This window comes from Mesorhizobium sp. M1409, from assembly GCF_040317535.1.
Lineage (GTDB): Bacteria > Pseudomonadota > Alphaproteobacteria > Rhizobiales > Rhizobiaceae > Mesorhizobium.
In genome coordinates this window covers 21,241-37,500 of the sequence record NZ_JAMYKV010000012.1, presented here as the reverse complement: position 1 = coordinate 37,500, position 16,260 = coordinate 21,241, and the positions used below count along the sequence as shown (strand labels likewise).

The 16,260-nt window shown below is 62.7% G+C and carries 13 protein-coding genes, 1 tRNA gene, 2 rRNA genes and 1 pseudogene (1 of these 17 only partly in view); 8 read left to right on the top strand and 9 right to left on the bottom strand.

The genetic code is table 11. The annotated features are described in order from the left end of the window. From NKG99_RS12350 to NKG99_RS12330, 5 genes and pseudogenes are all read left to right on the top strand, one after another. Positions 1-1,631, top strand: a 23S ribosomal RNA gene (locus tag NKG99_RS12350); it begins 1,191 nt to the left of the window's first position. A gap of 277 nt (positions 1,632-1,908) precedes the next feature. Continuing rightward, positions 1,909-2,023, top strand: a 5S ribosomal RNA gene (gene rrf / locus NKG99_RS12345). 226 nt (positions 2,024-2,249) lie between these two features. Continuing rightward, positions 2,250-2,326 (top strand) — tRNA-Met (locus tag NKG99_RS12340). Positions 2,327-2,627: 301 nt separating this feature from the next. Beyond that, positions 2,628-3,200 (top strand): annotated as a pseudogene (locus tag NKG99_RS12335) (FGGY-family carbohydrate kinase); the annotation flags it as partial. Further along, on the top strand, positions 3,197-4,813 hold the full coding sequence (locus tag NKG99_RS12330) for a GMC family oxidoreductase (RefSeq protein ID WP_352867755.1): 1,617 nt from the start codon (positions 3,197-3,199) through the stop codon (positions 4,811-4,813). The pseudogene NKG99_RS12335 and the gene NKG99_RS12330, both read left to right, overlap by 4 nt. 12 nt (positions 4,814-4,825) lie before the next feature. Here NKG99_RS12330 and NKG99_RS12325 read toward each other — a convergent pair whose 3' ends face one another. Beyond that, positions 4,826-5,743: a LysR family transcriptional regulator gene (locus tag NKG99_RS12325; protein ID WP_352867753.1), complete on the bottom strand. Its 918-nt coding sequence runs from the start codon at positions 5,741-5,743 to the stop codon at positions 4,826-4,828. A gap of 127 nt (positions 5,744-5,870) precedes the next feature. On the opposite strand from NKG99_RS12325, the gene NKG99_RS12320 reads away from it, so the two are divergent. Beyond that, a complete protein-coding gene (locus NKG99_RS12320; protein WP_352867752.1) occupies positions 5,871-6,509 on the top strand; it encodes a DsbA family protein in 639 nt (212 codons plus the stop codon). 36 nt (positions 6,510-6,545) lie between these two features. After that, positions 6,546-7,157 carry an NAD(P)-dependent oxidoreductase gene (locus NKG99_RS12315; RefSeq protein ID WP_352867750.1) on the top strand — a complete coding sequence of 204 codons (612 nt, stop codon included), beginning with the start codon at positions 6,546-6,548 and terminating at the stop codon, positions 7,155-7,157. Between the two features lie 22 nt (positions 7,158-7,179). Here NKG99_RS12315 and NKG99_RS12310 read toward each other — a convergent pair whose 3' ends face one another. The 7 genes from NKG99_RS12310 to NKG99_RS12280 all read right to left on the bottom strand — a co-directional run bounded on the left by NKG99_RS12310 (position 7,180) and on the right by NKG99_RS12280 (position 13,889). After that, positions 7,180-7,962 carry a hypothetical protein gene (locus tag NKG99_RS12310; protein ID WP_352867749.1) on the bottom strand — a complete coding sequence of 261 codons (783 nt, stop codon included), beginning with the start codon at positions 7,960-7,962 and terminating at the stop codon, positions 7,180-7,182. A 120-nt stretch (positions 7,963-8,082) separates the two neighbouring features. Next, positions 8,083-8,613 carry an L-2-amino-thiazoline-4-carboxylic acid hydrolase gene (locus NKG99_RS12305; RefSeq protein WP_352867747.1) on the bottom strand — a complete coding sequence of 177 codons (531 nt, stop codon included), beginning with the start codon at positions 8,611-8,613 and terminating at the stop codon, positions 8,083-8,085. Continuing rightward, positions 8,610-9,395 carry an ATP-binding cassette domain-containing protein gene (locus NKG99_RS12300; protein ID WP_352867745.1) on the bottom strand — a complete coding sequence of 262 codons (786 nt, stop codon included), beginning with the start codon at positions 9,393-9,395 and terminating at the stop codon, positions 8,610-8,612. The genes NKG99_RS12305 and NKG99_RS12300 overlap by 4 nt, the downstream gene beginning before the upstream one ends. Beyond that, a complete protein-coding gene (locus tag NKG99_RS12295) occupies positions 9,392-10,390 on the bottom strand; it encodes an ABC transporter ATP-binding protein (protein WP_352867744.1) in 999 nt (332 codons plus the stop codon). Before NKG99_RS12295 ends, NKG99_RS12300 begins: the two co-directional genes overlap by 4 nt. Continuing rightward, positions 10,387-11,217, bottom strand: coding sequence for an ABC transporter permease (locus tag NKG99_RS12290; protein WP_352867742.1), 831 nt, complete (start codon positions 11,215-11,217; stop codon positions 10,387-10,389). The genes NKG99_RS12295 and NKG99_RS12290 overlap by 4 nt, the downstream gene beginning before the upstream one ends. After that, the gene (locus NKG99_RS12285; protein ID WP_352867740.1) at positions 11,214-12,200 is read right to left on the bottom strand and encodes an ABC transporter permease; all 987 of its coding nucleotides are present in this window, start codon (positions 12,198-12,200) and stop codon (positions 11,214-11,216) included. Before NKG99_RS12285 ends, NKG99_RS12290 begins: the two co-directional genes overlap by 4 nt. 87 nt (positions 12,201-12,287) lie before the next feature. Continuing rightward, a complete protein-coding gene (locus tag NKG99_RS12280) occupies positions 12,288-13,889 on the bottom strand; it encodes an ABC transporter substrate-binding protein (protein WP_352867736.1) in 1,602 nt (533 codons plus the stop codon). A gap of 373 nt (positions 13,890-14,262) precedes the next feature. Between NKG99_RS12280 and NKG99_RS12275 the strand changes: the two genes are divergently transcribed. Further along, the gene (locus NKG99_RS12275; RefSeq protein ID WP_352867734.1) at positions 14,263-15,453 is read left to right on the top strand and encodes a M24 family metallopeptidase; all 1,191 of its coding nucleotides are present in this window, start codon (positions 14,263-14,265) and stop codon (positions 15,451-15,453) included. 388 nt (positions 15,454-15,841) lie between these two features. Here NKG99_RS12275 and NKG99_RS12270 read toward each other — a convergent pair whose 3' ends face one another. Beyond that, positions 15,842-16,258 carry a cupin domain-containing protein gene (locus NKG99_RS12270; RefSeq protein ID WP_352867731.1) on the bottom strand — a complete coding sequence of 139 codons (417 nt, stop codon included), beginning with the start codon at positions 16,256-16,258 and terminating at the stop codon, positions 15,842-15,844. Positions 16,259-16,260 lie beyond the last annotated feature (2 nt).

Genomic DNA, 16,260 nt, shown 5'->3' with positions numbered 1-16,260 from the left:
AATGTAACGGGGCTAAAGCCATACACCGAAGCTTAGGGTTTGGTCCGCAAGGGCCAAGCGGTAGCGGAGCGTTCTGTAAGCTGATGAAGCCATACCCGTGAGGGGTGGTGGAGGTATCAGAAGTGCGAATGCTGACATGAGTAACGTAAGGGGAGTGAGAGACTCCCCCGCCGAAAGACCAAGGGTTCCTGCTTAAAGCTAATCTGAGCAGGGTTAGCCGGCCCCTAAGACGAGGCGGAAACGCGTAGTCGATGGGAACCACGTTAATATTCGTGGGCTTGGAGGTAGTGACGGATCATTGAGGTAGTCCAATCTTATCGGATTGAACGGGCTGCTGCGTGGTTCCAGGAAATAGCTCCTCCTTATAAACCGTACCCGAAACCGACACTGGTGGTCTGGTAGAGTATACCAAGGCGCTTGAGAGAACTATGCTGAAGGAACTCGGCAAATTGCACGCGTAACTTCGGAAGAAGCGTGACCCTTTTCTACGCAAGTAGAGGAGGGTGGCACAGACCAGGGGGTAGCGACTGTTTATCAAAAACACAGGGCTCTGCGAAGTCGCAAGACGACGTATAGGGTCTGACGCCTGCCCGGTGCTGGAAGGTTAAGAGGAGGGGTGCAAGCTCTGAATCGAAGCCCCAGTAAACGGCGGCCGTAACTATAACGGTCCTAAGGTAGCGAAATTCCTTGTCGGGTAAGTTCCGACCTGCACGAATGGCGTAACGACTTCCCCGCTGTCTCCAGCATAGACTCAGTGAAATTGAATTCCCCGTGAAGATGCGGGGTTCCTGCGGTTAGACGGAAAGACCCCGTGCACCTTTACTATAGCTTTACATTGGCATTCGTAGTGGCATGTGTAGGATAGGTGGTAGGCTTTGAAACCTGGGCGCCAGCTCAGGTGGAGCCACCCTTGAAATACCACCCTTATTACTATGGATGTCTAACCGCGGCCCGTTATCCGGGTCCGGGACAATGTATGGTGGGTAGTTTGACTGGGGCGGTCGCCTCCTAAAGAGTAACGGAGGCGCGCGATGGTGGGCTCAGAACGGTCGGAAATCGTTCGCTGAGTGCAATGGCATAAGCCTGCCTGACTGCGAGACTGACAAGTCGAGCAGAGACGAAAGTCGGTCATAGTGATCCGGTGGTCCCGCGTGGAAGGGCCATCGCTCAACGGATAAAAGGTACGCCGGGGATAACAGGCTGATGACCCCCAAGAGTCCATATCGACGGGGTTGTTTGGCACCTCGATGTCGACTCATCGCATCCTGGGGCTGGAGCAGGTCCCAAGGGTATGGCTGTTCGCCATTTAAAGCGGTACGTGAGTTGGGTTCAGAACGTCGTGAGACAGTTCGGTCCCTATCTGCCGTGGGTGTAGGAATATTGAAAGGATCTGTCCCTAGTACGAGAGGACCGGGATGGACGGATCTCTGGTGGACCTGTTGTGGCGCCAGCCGCATAGCAGGGTAGCTATATCCGGACGGGATAACCGCTGAAGGCATCTAAGCGGGAAACCCACCTTAAAACGAGTATTCCCTGAGAACCGTGGAAGACGACCACGTTGATAGGCCGGGTGTGGAAGAGCGGCAACGCTTGAAGCTTACCGGTACTAATAGTTCGATCGGCTTGATCGTTCTCATTCCTTATGCCCATTTGACGAAGTCAAATGGTCTTACCAGCGCTCACGCATGAGCGGCCCCTCCGGGGCCTATGCTCCGCGAGGGCGCCGGAAAACCGGCGACGCGCAGTCGCGCTTGCGGGCTTATGCCCGAAGCGCCCTGTAGAAAACGTCGCCTTGGCACGGAAAGACGGGCAAATGGCGCATGCTTATAGCGAGCAGGTATCTCCTACTCACTATTCCCTACTGCCTAATCCCTAACTCAGCTTCTCGAACAACGTGCGTTTTGCCGACCTGGTGGTTATGGCGGAGCGGCTGCACCCGATCCCATTCCGAACTCGGCCGTGAAACGCTCCAGCGCTGATGGTACTTCGTCTCAAGACGCGGGAGAGTAGGTCGCTGCCAGGTCTGCTAAACGCACGTTCAGTCTCACATCCAAATCGGATGCAGGGAAATCTTCTCCTTACTTTTGTTGATGCATGTCGTTGCCCCAAAACCGCCAAGCACTTTGGGCGACATGCATAAGGCCCGCCAAGGGAAGCCCGGGCCGCGCAAGCGGCCCTTTCATTTGGCGAGCCATATACCTATTTGTAGGCCATCCTATTCGTAGGCTTGCGCTTACAGCCAAGGTTGACGCGGGGTGGAGCAGCCCGGTAGCTCGTCAGGCTCATAACCTGAAGGTCACAGGTTCAAATCCTGTCCCCGCAACCAAATCCAAAACAGCCCGCCAGGCACCACGCCGGCGGGCTGTTTGCGTTTGGGGCTTCTCGGAACGAGCCGGCCGGAAAGCCTTCATGATCAATCCCCATGTCGCTGACCGGAAGCGGCTTATGCTCGTCCGTGCGTCCGCCCTGCCGCCCAACGCAGGATTCCTAACGACATGGAGAGAGCGTCACGCTGCAAGCCGAGCAGACGCCACCAACATGAGACCGGGCCAGACTATGAAGGCGCGGCCGGCGATCAGCTCACCGCGAACGTCACGCCAACATTCCACCTCCGCTTCGCCGCCAAAAGCGACAGGGCCTCGCCGTTCGAATTGTGCAGCGAACTCGTCGCTTCCGTCGATCCGAACAGCGACATTCCGATCTATCATCCCTTCCTGTACTGCTCGCAGCGGAATGGCCGAATGGCCATGCGCGCGCCGGCTTCTACGGTATCGCCGGCTGGCACGGCCGGGCACATCTGCCGCGTGCGCTGTTCGAGGGCGTCGCCTTCGAGCACAAGCGCCATGTCGAGACCTTGCATCGGGCAGGCGCCGAATTCGACAGCGTGGTGCTGTCTGGCGGCGGCTCGCGCAGCAGCGTGTGGCCGAAGATCTTCGCCGATGTGCTCGGCGTTCCCGTTACCGTGGCGCGCAGCCGCGAGACCGGAGCCCTGGGGGGCGGCGATCGCGGCGGGCACCGGTGTTGGCATATTCGTTGACTACAGCGCCGGTGCGGCCGCCATGACGGCCGCCGCCCGACACTTTGTGCCTGACGAGGCGGTTGCCGACGCATACGCACGGCGGTATCGACTCTACGGCGAGATCAACCAGGCGATGACCCCGATGCGGGAGCGCATCGCCGCACAGCAGGCACGCACGTGAGCGAAGCTTCACCGTCCCCGTTCGGCAGTTATGATTACGTCATCGTCGGTGCCGGCTCCGCCGGCTGCGTGCTCGCCAACCGGCTCTCCGCCGATCCGCGCAACAGTGTGCTGTTGCTCGAAGCCGGCGGCAGCGACCGTTATCACTGGGTCGATATCCCGATCGGCTACCTCTTCTGCATGGGCAACCCGCGGACCGACTGGATGATGAAGACCGAGCCGGAAGCCGGTCTCAACGGACGCAGCCTCAACTATCCGCGCGGCAAGGTGCTTGGCGGCTGTTCATCGATCAACGGCATGATCTACATGCGCGGCCAGGCAGCCGACTATGATGGCTGGCGTCAAGCCGGCAATGCCGGCTGGGGCTGGGACGACGTCCTGCCTTACTTCCTCAAATCGGAAGATTATCACGGCGGCAAGGGCGTCATGCACGGAAGCGGCGGCGAGTGGCGGGTCGAACGGCAGCGCCTGTCATGGCCGATCCTCGACGCATTCCGGGACGCGGCCGAGGAACTCGGCATTCCGCGCACCGATGACTTCAACACCGGCACCAATGAAGGCTCGGGTTATTTCGAGGTCAACCAGAGGAAGGGCGTGCGCTGGAACACCTCGAAGGCGTTCTTGCGCGGCATAGCGGCGCGCAAGAACCTGCGCGTGGTGCTCGGCGCGGAGACCATGCGGCTCGAATTCGAAGGCCGGCGCGCAACCGGACTGGTCTTCCGAAAAGACGGTGGCCTGCATCGCGTGTCAGCCGGCCAGACCATTCTCGCCGCCGGCGCCATCAACTCGCCGAAGCTGCTCGAACTGTCCGGGGTGGGTCACCCCGACCTGCTTTCGAGCATCGGCGTGGATGTCCGTCACGCCTTGCCGGGCGTCGGTGAAAACCTGCAGGACCATTTGCAGATCCGCACCGTCTTCAAAGTCGCCAACACTGCAACGCTCAACCAGCGCTACCACAATCCGGTCAGCCGTGCGTCGATGGGGCTGGAATACGCGCTCAAGCGCAGCGGGCCGCTGTCGATGGCGCCAAGCCAGCTCGGCATCTTCGCCAGGAGCGATCCGCGCCTCGAAACACCTGATCTCGAATATCATGTGCAGCCGCTGAGCACCGACCGGCTGGGCGAGCCGCTGCATCGCTTTCCCGCGGTGACGGTATCGGTCTGCAATCTGCGCCCGGAAAGCCGGGGTACCGTGCATATGGGATCGTCCGACCCGCATGAGGCGGCGAAGATCCGGCCGAACTATCTTTCCACCGAGGGGGACCGCAGCGTGGCCATCGCTTCGCTGCGCCATGTCCGCGGTCTGATGAAGGCCCGGGCCGTGGCGCGCTTTGCGCCGGAAGAGATGCTGCCCGGCGCGCAGTATGACAGCGACGAGGACCTCATCCGCAAGGCCGGCGATATCGGCACGACGATCTTCCACCCGGTCGGCACCTGCAAGATGGGTTCGGACTCGATGGCGGTGGTCGACGACCGGCTGCGTGTTCAAGGGCTTGCCGGACTGCGCGTGGTCGATGCCTCGATCATGCCGACAATCGTTTCGGGCAACACCAACTCTCCGGTCGTCATGATCGCGGAAAAGGCATCCGAGATGATCCTGCAGGAGTCTCGCTGACAGCCATCGACTTCAAGCCAGGGCAACGCCGCGCGATCGCCTTTTCTCGGCGGCCGCGAGCAGATCGACGAAGGCGCGCACCTTGGCGGGCCGGAACCGGGCCGGTGGAAAGACGGCGTGGATGCCGCCGGTCGGCAAGCTCCAGTCGGCAAACACCGGCACCAGCCGCCCTTCGGCGATATCGTCGCTGACGCTGTAATCCGGGAACACGCCAAGCCCGATGCCGGCGAGCACGCAAGCCAGAGCGGCGGGGCTCTTGTCGCACATGACGATCGGATTGAGTTCGGTCGGCACCGTTTCGCTATCCCTGGAAAACAGCCATTGGCCGATGCCGCGTAGTTGTGCGTTGCCGACCCAGGCCAGCGATCTTGCCTGGCGCGGCGTCACGTCGGGAGGCAGGGTTGCCGCGAAGCCAGGGCTCGCCACCACGGTCTGCCGTATCGTGCCCAGGCGCCGCGCCTGGTTCGAGGAATCGGTGAGCCAGCCGACGCGGATGCCGAGATCGATCTGCTCGTCCACCAGATTGCTTACCGCATCGTCGAAGATCGCCTCGACGCGTATATGCGGATAGGTTCTGAGATAGGCCGCCATGACCGGGGCCACGATCTTGGTGCCGTAGTCGAGGGGCGCGGTCAGTCGCAGCGTTCCGCTCGGTTCGACGGCTCCGCGCGAGATTTCGCCATAGGCCGCCTCCGCTTCCCGCAGGATGATCATAGCGCGGTCATAGAACAGGCGGCCCTCTTCGGTCGGCGTGACACGCCGTGTCGTGCGTTGCAGCAGCGTTGCGCCCAGTTCCTCCTCGAGCTTGCCGATCTGATGGCTGACCACGGCCTTGGCGACGCCAAGCCGGTCGGCCGCCGCGGTGAACGAGCCGGTTTCCATCACCGTGGTGAAATAGGCCAGCCGGTTGAGGTTCAGAAGTTCGGCCAAGGAGGCAGCCTTTGTCTGATTGGATCAGACAGTTTGTATTATTGAGGGCTATTTTTCGCAAGACCGCCGTCTGCCACATGTGAGCCAAGGCATTCGACGAAGCAGCCGGACCAAGGATAGCGCAATTATGAGCAACTCAGAAGTGACCTATCTTTTTGATCCGCTCTGCGGCTGGTGCTATGGCGCCATCCCGATGCTCGACAGACTGTTGGCCAGCGGCCTGCGCGTCGAGCTGCTGCCAACCGGCCTGTTCTCCGGTGCCGGCGCGCGTCCGATGGATGAAGGTTTTGCCGCACACGCCTGGGCGAACGACCAGCGCATCGAGCGCCTAACCGGACAAGTGTTCACGCCGGCCTACCGACACAATGTCCTCGATATCAGCGGGACCCTGCTCGACTCGCACGCCGCCACGCTCAGCGTCAGCGCCGCCGGCCTGGAAGATCCCAGCCGCCGGCTTGCCGCGTTGAAGGCGATTCAGCAGGCGCGCTACGTGGAAGGACGCGATGTCGTGACGATCGGCGGTGTGGCCGAGGTGCTCGCCGCCGCCGGCATGGCAGACGCCGCCGAGATGCTCAAGGCGCCGACCGAGACATTGCTGACGGCGCACCGCGAGTTGGTCGGCCGAGGCCGCTCGCTGTTCCAGCGCCTGCATGCCGATGGCGTGCCTTCGCTGGCGGTCATCCGCAACGATGCGCCCCGGCTCATCGGTTCGAACGCGCTGTTCGGCAGCTTCGACAATCTCGTCGCTCATATCGCGGCGGCGTGATCCCCAGCAAACCTTCAACAAGGAAACTGAAAAGACATGGCAAAAGTCGCTCTCATTGGTGCATCCGGCGCGGTCGGCTCGCGCCTTCTCAAAGAACTCTCCGATCGTGGCCACACGGTCACCGGAATTGCGCGCAACCCGGAAAAGATCGCCGCCCTCCCGGGTGTGACCGCTAGGAAGGGCGATATTTTCGATAAGGAAGGTCTCGCTGACCTGATCCGCGGCCATGATGTGGTGATCAGTTCGGTGCATTTTCTCGACAGCGACGCCGATACGCTGATTGCCGCCGTGCGTGCCTCCGGAGTGAAGCGCTATCTCATCGTCGGCGGCGCCGGCAGTCTCGAAGTCGCGCCCGGCAAGCGGTTGGTCGATACCCCCGAATTCCCTGATATCTACAAGGCCGAAGCGCAGAAGGGTGCCGACTTCCTCGACAAACTGAAGACCGTTGACGATCTCGACTGGACGTTCCTGTCGCCATCCGCCGTGTTCAGTCCGGGCGAGCGCACCGGCACATTCCGTCTCGGCAAGGACACGCTTCTCGCCTCGGCCAACGGCAGCAGCATTTCCTTCGAGGACTACGCCATCGTCATGGTCGACGAGATCGAGAAGCCTGCCCATGTCCGGCAGCGCTTCACCGTCGGCTATTGATCGAACAGGCGTCGGCCGGGTCTCAATCGAGGCCGGCCGACGCCAGGCGCGCCAAGGCTTCGCGGACGCCGACGCGCCGGTAGGTCTCGGTGACGAGGCCGTCTTGTCTCAGCGCCTCGCGGCGGCGTTCAACGAAGGCGCGTTCCTCGCTGGTCAGGTCGTGCTCGCGCTTGCGGAGCCACTCCTGATAGGACGGATCGACTTCCTTGACCGGCTTAGCCGCCGTCGAAACCGAAGCCGGCCGGCTGTCGGTGTAGCGAGGCCGCAAGGCGCTGTTGGGATTGTATTCAGTTCGCCTGTCGTTGCCTGAAATGGCGAGGTCGGAATCCGATACCCGGCCTGACGGGCTGTAGACGAATGCCGAGGCGATGCGGTCGAGCGCCGCGTCGACTTCCTTCGGCCGGTGCACGACCTCGCGCGGCTGGCGATCGGGGACGGCCAGCCGGGTGATTCCGCGATCATTGATGGCGTCGAGCACCTCGCGATGATCGAGCGAGGTGATGACTTCGCGCCGGGCCGGCCAGAAATCATAAGGCGCGTGCGCGCCATGGCCCTTGCCGATATGGAAGGCATAGATTTCCGGGTAGACCGTCAGCTCGGTGCGACGGCTCGGCTTGACGTCGTAGAACGAGGTGATGGCGATCTGCAGCAGATGGGTCGCGCCGATGCCGCCAAGCGCATCGTCGATTACCAGCCCGAAACGGTCATGCGGGTTCCAGTTCGGCAAGGCGTCCGTGATCGAAGCCGGCTTGCCGTCGATCTCGACGTCGAACATGTCCGCTTTCAGCAATGTCACGACATGCATCGTAGTATTTCCTCAATGAGGCGCCGGCCGCCGATTCGTTTGCTCGATCAGAGCAAGGAAGGAGCCCGCTGTCACCTTGTCCGGCTTCCTTCCAAACGGCGTCGGCGTCGCCAATGCCCTTCAGTTCGGTGAGGTGTGTCCATCATCTGTGCTGGCCCTGTCTGTCAAAGCGATATGACAGCAGCCGGAGCCGTGGCCTGGTGTCCAGGTGACATTGTCGAAACGCACGCCGGTCGCCTCGAACAGGCCGCGGTCAAAGGCGCCGGCAATACGGCAGAGCGTGGTGAGCTTTTCATCGCCGACCCCAGCCTCGACCCAGGCGTCTTTCAGGGGGCAGCGCTTCACTTTGAAGGCGATGCGATCATCGCTGCGTTCGACATCGGTCGGGTACATCAGGCCGCCATCCGGACTGACGGCCAGGAAGGCCTCGCCGATCGCGCGTGCGTCATTGGGGCCGAAGCCGGCGAAGGCGGCTGCGGCCACTTCCTTGCCGCGCTGTTCGATGGCGCGGATCATGACCGCTTCGGCCTTTTTGGCGCCCAGCTCTCCGGTTAGTTCCTCGAGGAACAGGCGGTACAGATCGGCTCGGTTGCGAAAGGCGGAATCGAGTTCGCGCGACAGTTTCTCGGCTCTGGCTTCGGGGTCGGTCATGATGCGTCCTGTGTGGTCCGGTTCAATCTCGGTGCGGCCGCCACCAGCGCCTTGCCGATGGCCGATTGCGGTGCGCCGATGACGGTTCGGGCATCGCCGCTCTCGGCAATCCGCCCGGCGTCGAGAAGCACGACGCGGTGGGCGATGGCGCTGATAACGCCGAGATCATGTGAAATGAAGAGATAGGCAATCTGTTCCTGGCGTTGCAGGTCAAGCAACAGGTCGAGGATCTGTCCGCGCACGGAAACGTCGAGCGCCGACACCGCTTCGTCGAGCACGATCAGCGACGGTTTCGTCGCGATGGCGCGCGCAATGGCGACGCGCTGCCGCTGGCCACCGGAGATTTCATGGATGGCGCGGGCGGCAAGGTCGGCCGTCAGCCCGACACGCTCCAGCAAGGCGGCGATGCGCCGCAGGCGCTCGGCGCGGGAAGCGATGCCATGGATGCGCAAGGGATCGTCGAGCACGCGTGCCACCGTGGCGCGAGGGTTGAAGGCGGCAAGTGGATCCTGGAACACCATTTGCAGGCGTGCGCGACGCGCTCGCAGCGCCGCGCCAGTCAAAGCCAGGAAATTATTGCCTTCGAAGTTGATGCGGCCAGCGTCCGGCTCGATCAGCCGCAGCACCAGCCGCGCGATGGTCGACTTGCCGCTGCCGGAGGGCCCGGCCAGCGCCAGCGTCTCGCCGGGGTCGATGTGAAAGGAGACATCGTCGATGGCAGCGATGGCCTTTTTGTCGCGACGGTAGCGTTTGGTGAGGTTGGACGCGGTCAGCAGGCTCATGCGTGGAGCTCGGCGCGGTTCAGCAACGGCTTGGTGTCGAGGCCGATATGGGCGTCGAGCAGCGCGCGTGTGTAGGCTTGGCTAGGTGCATTGATGATCTGCGCCGTCGTGCCAAGCTCGACCAGCTGGCCATAACGGAAAACGGCGATGCGCTCGGCAAGCTCGGCCGCCAGCGCGATGTCGTGGCTGATGAACAGCAGCGTCATGCCGTCCTCGGCCACGAGGTGCCGGATCAAGGCGACGATCTCGGCCTGCACGATGGTGTCGAGCGCGCTGGTCGCCTCGTCGGCGATCAGCAATTTCGGACCGGCCGCGATGGCCGCGGCGATCGCCACACGCTGCTTCTGGCCACCGGAGAGTTGATGTGGGAAGGCGCGCAAGGCCGAGTCCGGGTCCGGCAGGCGGACGCGCTCCAGCAAGTTTTTTGCCTTCGCATACGCTTGTGCCCATGTGAGGCCGAGATGGGTGCGCGCGACTTCGGCGATCTGTTTGCCGATTGTCATCACAGGGTCGAGGCTGGCTGAGGGATCCTGGAAGACGAAGCCGATGTCGCGGCCGCCGAGGGGAACGATTTTAGGCTGGCGATCCTTCGTACCCCCCTCTGTCCTGCCGGACATCTCCCCCGCAAGGGGGGAGATTGCTCCTTCATCTCGGCCCTCGCCAATCGCCAATGGTGCAGAAGGGGAGCTGTCGGCGAAGCTGCCAATCTCCCCCCTTGCGGGGGAGATGTCCGGCAGGACAGAGGGGGGTGCCTTGGTGCCCAACCTTGGCGGTGGATGTGAGAACCAATCGATCCGCCCTCCAATCCTGGCGCTCGCCGGCAGCAGTCCGGCAATGGCCAGTGCCAGCGTGCTCTTGCCCGAGCCGCTTTCGCCGATGATGGCGAGGCGTTCGCCAGCGGCGATGTCGAGGCTGACGCTCTTCAGTGCCGCCACCTCGCTGCCGTCGCGGCGGTAAGTTACCGTCAGGTCGCGGATCGTAGCCAGGGCGGTCACGAAAGGCCTCTCCTGACTGCCGTTGTCTCGACGATGCCTTCACCGGCGAGATAGACGCCGAGCACGGTCAGAACCAACGCTATGCCCGGAATGATCGACAGGAAGGGTGCGGTGCGCAAAACAGTGCGGCCTTCTGCTATCATGCCGCCCCAGGTGACCCGGTTGGGTTCGCCCAAGCCGAGGAAAGACAAGGCCGCTTCGGTGAGGATCGCGGCGGCGACGATCACCGACGACATCGCCAGCACCGGTGGCAAGGCGTTGGGCAGCACCTCGCGAAAGGCGATCGCCAGCGGGTGCATGCCGATGACCCTGGCCCCGGCGACATAGTCACGTTCGCGGACGGAGAGGACTTCCGCGCGGACCACTCTGGCAGGTCCGGTCCAGGTGCCGAGCGCGATGGCGATCACAACGATGCCGAGTGAAGGCCCGACGACGCTGACGAAGGCCAGCGCCAGCAGGAAGCTCGGCACCGTCTGGAAGGCGTCGGTGATGCGCATCAGCACCTCGTCGACGAGGCCGCCGGCAAAGCCGGCCAGCGTGCCGACCACGGCGCCGACGACAAGTGCGGCGGCCGCGGCCGCGAGCCCGACGGCCAGCGATGTGCGGGCGCCATGAAAAAGCTCGGCCAGCACGTCGCGGCCAAGCCGGTCGGTGCCGAGCGGCAGCGACCAGTCCTGGAACGGCGGCAGCAGTGCGGGGCCGGCGATAGCTTGGGGATCGCCTGGGAACAGCAGCGATGCCGACAGCGCCATGGCAATCAGCGCCGCGAGGAGGATCGCACCGGCAACCGCCTCAGGCGCGCGCAGAAAGCGGCGGAGCGGGCTCATGCGCGGGCCTCGCTCGCGCCGACGCGCGGATCGAGGAAGGCATAGGCGATGTCGACGAGAAGGTTGATGACAATGACCAGGACGGCGCTGGTGAGGATAATGCCAAGCAGAAGCGGCGTGTCGCGGGAGGCGACTGCCTCCTGCGCCAGTCGGCCGAGGCCGGGTACTGAAAAGACGCTCTCGATGACGACGCTGCCGCCGAGCATCTGCGCCGATTGCAGGCCCAGCATGGTGACCAGCGGCAGCAGTGCGTTGCGGGCGACGTGCGCGAGCACGATGCGGCGGCGTGACAATCCCTTGGCGCGCGCAGCCAGGACGAAATCCTGCCGCCAGACCTCGGCCATGCCGGCGCGCATCATGCGCAGATAGAGCGCCAGGTAGATGAAGCCGAGGGCGGAAACGGGCAGGGCGAGATGGATGGCAATGTCGGCTGCGCGATCAAGGCCGGTCTTGTCGGATGCCAGGGTTTCGATGCCGCCGATCGGCAACCAGCGCAGGTCGACGGCAAAGATGACGATCAGCACCAGCCCTAGCCAGAAACCCGGCACGGCATAGAGCGCCAGCGATCCGATCGACAGGAAGCGGTCACGAAAACTGCCCGGTCTGGCACCTGCATAGATGCCGAGTGCCGAGCCGAGCCCGAAGGAAAGCGCGGTGGCGCTCACCATCAGCAACAGCGTGTTGGGCAGGCGTTCCAGGATCACGTCGCGGATCGGCCTGGAGAAAGTCACCGACTGGCCGAGATCGAAATGCAGCAACGCCCAGAGATAGTTGGCGAGCCGCGTCAGCTCCGACTGGTCGAGGCCCCAGCGATGGCGCAACAGCTCGATCATGCCGGCATCGCCGCCGGTCGAGACGATGTAGGCGTCTACCGCATCGCCGGGGGCTGCTTCGAGCAGTAGGAAGGTGCCGACGACGACGATCAGCAGCACGAAGACACTGCCGACGAGGCGACGGCGGAGCAGGGTGAGGGCGCGGGTCATGGGAAAAGGATGCCGGTGTGAAGGAACGCGGCCTTAGGCCATGTCTCGACACCGATTTCGCCGCGAACTCTCATCCGCGCAATTGTGTCACGATTCCAGATACGTGTCCGCCCAGTTCGACACCGCCCAACGCGGGTTGTTGGCGATATTCCCAACGGTGTCGCGGGCGACGCTGATAAAGCTCCATTCGGCGACATTGATCAGCGGCAGGTCGGTAGCCACCGCCTTCTGGAACTCCTTGTAGAGGTCGGTGCGGGCAGTGGTGTCGAGCGTCTCGGATGCCTTGGCGATGAGGGCATCGAGCGCCTCGTTCTTGTAGCCGCCCTGGTTGGAGAACGGCACGCCGTCGGGAATACCGCTCTGCACCAGAATGGTGGTCGAGATCGCCGGGTCGCCACGGAACACCGGCGGGCCGACGGCGAGGTCGAAGGCGTGATCGGTGTAGACGGCCTTGATGTGGCCGGCCGAGTCGTTGTTGAGCAGCTCTGCGTCGATGCCGATGGCGGCCAGCGCCTGGCGCAGATAGTCGCCGAATTGCTTGGTCTCGTTGAAGTAGGGCGCGGGCAAAAGCTTCAGCGAGAAGCGCTTGCCGTCCGGGCCTTTCCTGTACCCGGCTTCGTCGAGCAGCGTGTTGGCCTTGGCGACGTCGAATGGATAGGTCGGCACGTCGGCGGTGTAGAATTGCGGATCGTTCTTCGGCACCGGACCGGTAGCTGTTGCGGCGTAACCGAGGAACACTGTCTTGACGACGAAATCCTTGTCGATGGCATGCGCGATCGCCTGCCGCACTTTCACGTCGGCCAGTTCCTTGCGGCGATGGTTGATCTCGACGACGAGCTGGTAGGTGAGCCCCTCATAGCCCTTCGAGATCACCTTCAGGCCCGGCACTTTCGAGATGCGGTCTAGATCGGCCAGCGGCACGGTGGAGAAGGCCGCCAGCTGGATCTCCTCGGCTTCCAGTGCGCTCGCCGCGGACGTGCGATCCGGCAGCACCTGGTAGATGATCTCGTCGAGATAGGGCTCGTCCTTGTCCCAGTAATCCGTGTTCTTCGTCAGCAGGTAATATTGGCCTGCTTTGTACTCGCCGAATTTGAACGGCCCGGTGCCGATGGGCGCGTTGTTGGCTGGGTTGTCCTCGATCTTGCCGACCTCGTATATGTGCTTCGGCACCACGCTGCTCAGCGCCGGCAGCGCGTTACGGATCAGCTGGAACGGTGTCGGCCTGGCAAATTTGAACACGGCGGTGAGATCGTCAGGGGTGTCGACGCTGGCCAGATCCTTGAACACGGTGCGGCCGAGATTCTGCAGCGGCTTCCAGATCTCCAGCGCCGAGAAGGCAACGTCGGCCGAGGTGAACGGCTTGCCGTCATGCCATTTGACGCCGTCGCGCAATTTGAAGGTCGCGGAGAGCCCGTCGGCCGCACCTTCCCAGCTTAGCGCTAGCCGTGGCGCAAGCCCGTCCTTGCCGTCGAAGGAGGCTTCGGCCAGCGTTTCGACGATCTTGCTGGAGATGAAGAAGACGCCGTTGGAGGCGACGATCGCCGGGTTGAGGTTGCGTGGTTCGGAATCGGCAGCAAGCACCAGCCGGCCGCCCTTCTTCGGCGTCTGCGCCCAGCCGGATGTCATGGCAGCCAGCAGCATCGCCGAACCGGCAAGCATCGTGCGTCTCGAAATCGTGAAATCTGACATGATCGAACTCCGTCCTCTCCGCGACCCGGCCCGGTGCGCCAATACCCTCGAACGCCGGCGAGCCCGCCAGCATCCCCGCGGCGGCGATTGTGGGCCTTGCCGAGGGTTTCGCCAGAGACGGAATTGGCGCATCCTCGCTTGGCTTTGAAATTTTCGTCCGCTGGACCATTTTGGGGAAGCGACTCTATTCGGTCAATCTGGTAGGACCAGATTGACCGAATATGCGACAGATGACGCCATGGTGACGTCGAGTTGTGCTATTTTCGCCTCTTTCTGGCTGGGACCAGAGCGGGCAAAATGGTGCAGATTTGATCCAAAGCCAAGGGATCGGGAGCGGAACTTCGGCGATCCCGGGCAATTCAGGGAGAGAGAGATGAACATTGCTCCGGGCAAGAATGCGGTCGGCAATATCCCGTTCGACCAAGCGCGGGTTGACCAACTGATGGAAGAGGCCGGCATCGATGTGCTGCTGGCGACCTCCAAGCACAACACGCAGTATCTGCTGGGCGGCTACAAATTCATCTTCTTTGCCGCCATGGATGCGATCGGCCACAGCCGTTACCTGCCGATCGTCGTGTATGAAAAGGGCGGGCCGGACCATGCCGCCTATATCGGCAACCGCATGGAGGGCGGCGAGCATCAGAACAACCCGTTCTGGACGCCGACGCTGCACGCCGCCTGCTGGGGCACGCTCGATGCCGCCAATCTCGCCGTCGAGCACCTGCGGAACATCGGCAAGACGGGTGCGCGCATCGGCATCGAGCCGGGCTTCCTGCCGTCGGACGCCTATACGTTGATCCGCAAAGCGCTACCGGACGCCAAGCTGACCGATGCGACCGAGATGCTGGAGCGCATGCGCGCCATCAAGACCGCTGCCGAGTTGGAGAAGCTGCGCACGGCATCCGAACTGATCACCGATTCCATGCTGGCGACCATCGCCTGGGCGCGCGAAGGCACGACCAAGAGCGAGATCATCGAGCAGCTGCGGCGCGAGGAGACCAATCGCGGCGCGCATTTCGAATATTGCCTGCTGACTTTGGGCTCCAGCCACAACCGCGCCGCCTCGCCGCAGGCATGGAAAAAGGGCGAGGTGCTGTCGATCGATTCCGGCGGCAACTACCACGGCTATATTGGCGACCTCTGCCGCATGGGCATTCTCGGCGAACCGGACGCTGAACTCGAGGATTTGCTGGCCGAGGTCGAGGCGGTGCAGCAAGCAGCCTTCTCAAAGGTCAGAGCGGGCACGCTTGGCGGCGACATGATTTCGCATGCCGAGGGCGTGCTGAAGGCCTCGAAGGTCGCGGCCTACACGGATTTCTTCGCCCACGGCATGGGGCTGATCACGCACGAAGCGCCGTTCCTGATGACCAACCATCCGGTGACCTATGAAGGCACCTATGCTGCCAAGCCGCTGGAGAAGAACATGGTGCTGTCGGTCGAGACGACCATGCTCCACCCGACGCGGGGCTTTATCAAGCTGGAAGACACGCTTGCGGTTACAGACGCCGGCTATGTGATGTTCGGTGATCGAGGCCGGGGGTGGAACAGGGGTGGGATTTCATAGAACCCAGGGCTGGCGCCGCCCCTCATCCGCCTGCCGGCACCTTCTCCCCGTATAGTGACCTATCGGATTCACACATCTTTCTGCGGCGGCTAAAGAAACGTGAACTCAAAGACTTAAGTGAGGGCGATGTCGTCATGATCCCTTGGCGGCGCTAGGATGCAGGCGTTGAAAATGCTGGCATTTTTGACCACCGTCCATGAGCGGAAAGAGATGTGTGAATGCCATAGGTATAGTGACGGGGAGAAGAGGGCAGCCGCGCCCTCGGCACCTATTTTGCGGCGTTGAAAATTGGCGAAAGCGCCGATGACTGCGTCTTTCTCCCCGTCACTATACGGGGAGAAATGTCCGGCAGGACAATGAGGGGCGGCGCCACCTTGTAATAAGCTCATCACTGCCCCGCAGGGATCAGCCTGAAATCCGGCAGTTCCCGTAAACCCAGTTCCGGACCAGCCGGTGAATAGACGACGAAGAGCTGCATCGGCCCGTCGCCGGTGTTCAGCGTCGAATGAAATCGGCTTTCCGGCACATAGATGGTGCAGCCGGGGCCGACTGTCTCGAGCACCGGATTGCCCTTCTCGTCTTCGACCATCTGCTCGCCATGACCTGATATGACGAAGATGATTTCCTCGGCGCCCGGGTGGTTGTGGCGCGTATGGCCCTCGCCGGATGGCAGGTCGACGACACCACCGGAAAAGCGGGACGCGCCATTGACCTCGGGCGCGACCGTCAGCGCCAGTCTGCCCCAGTCGAAGCCGAAGGCGCTGACGTCCTTCGGATAAACAAACATTTTGTTCTTGTCGGTCATCT

Bases quoted from the DNA above. Each gene is read 5' to 3' on its own strand.
- NKG99_RS12290 (WP_352867742.1), bottom strand. From the start codon at position 11,217: ATGAGCCCGCTCCGCCGCTTTCTGCGCGCGCCTGAGGCGGTTGCCGGT.
- NKG99_RS12300 (WP_352867745.1), bottom strand. From the start codon at position 9,395: ATGAGCCTGCTGACCGCGTCCAACCTCACCAAACGCTACCGTCGCGAC.
- NKG99_RS12315 (WP_352867750.1), top strand. From the start codon at position 6,546: ATGGCAAAAGTCGCTCTCATTGGTGCATCCGGCGCGGTCGGCTCGCGC.
- NKG99_RS12320 (WP_352867752.1), top strand. From the start codon at position 5,871: ATGAGCAACTCAGAAGTGACCTATCTTTTTGATCCGCTCTGCGGCTGG.
- NKG99_RS12275 (WP_352867734.1), top strand. From the start codon at position 14,263: ATGAACATTGCTCCGGGCAAGAATGCGGTCGGCAATATCCCGTTCGAC.
- NKG99_RS12310 (WP_352867749.1), bottom strand. From the start codon at position 7,962: ATGCATGTCGTGACATTGCTGAAAGCGGACATGTTCGACGTCGAGATC.
- NKG99_RS12270 (WP_352867731.1), bottom strand. From the start codon at position 16,258: ATGACCGACAAGAACAAAATGTTTGTTTATCCGAAGGACGTCAGCGCC.
- NKG99_RS12285 (WP_352867740.1), bottom strand. From the start codon at position 12,200: ATGACCCGCGCCCTCACCCTGCTCCGCCGTCGCCTCGTCGGCAGTGTC.
- NKG99_RS12305 (WP_352867747.1), bottom strand. From the start codon at position 8,613: ATGACCGACCCCGAAGCCAGAGCCGAGAAACTGTCGCGCGAACTCGAT.
- NKG99_RS12280 (WP_352867736.1), bottom strand. From the start codon at position 13,889: ATGTCAGATTTCACGATTTCGAGACGCACGATGCTTGCCGGTTCGGCG.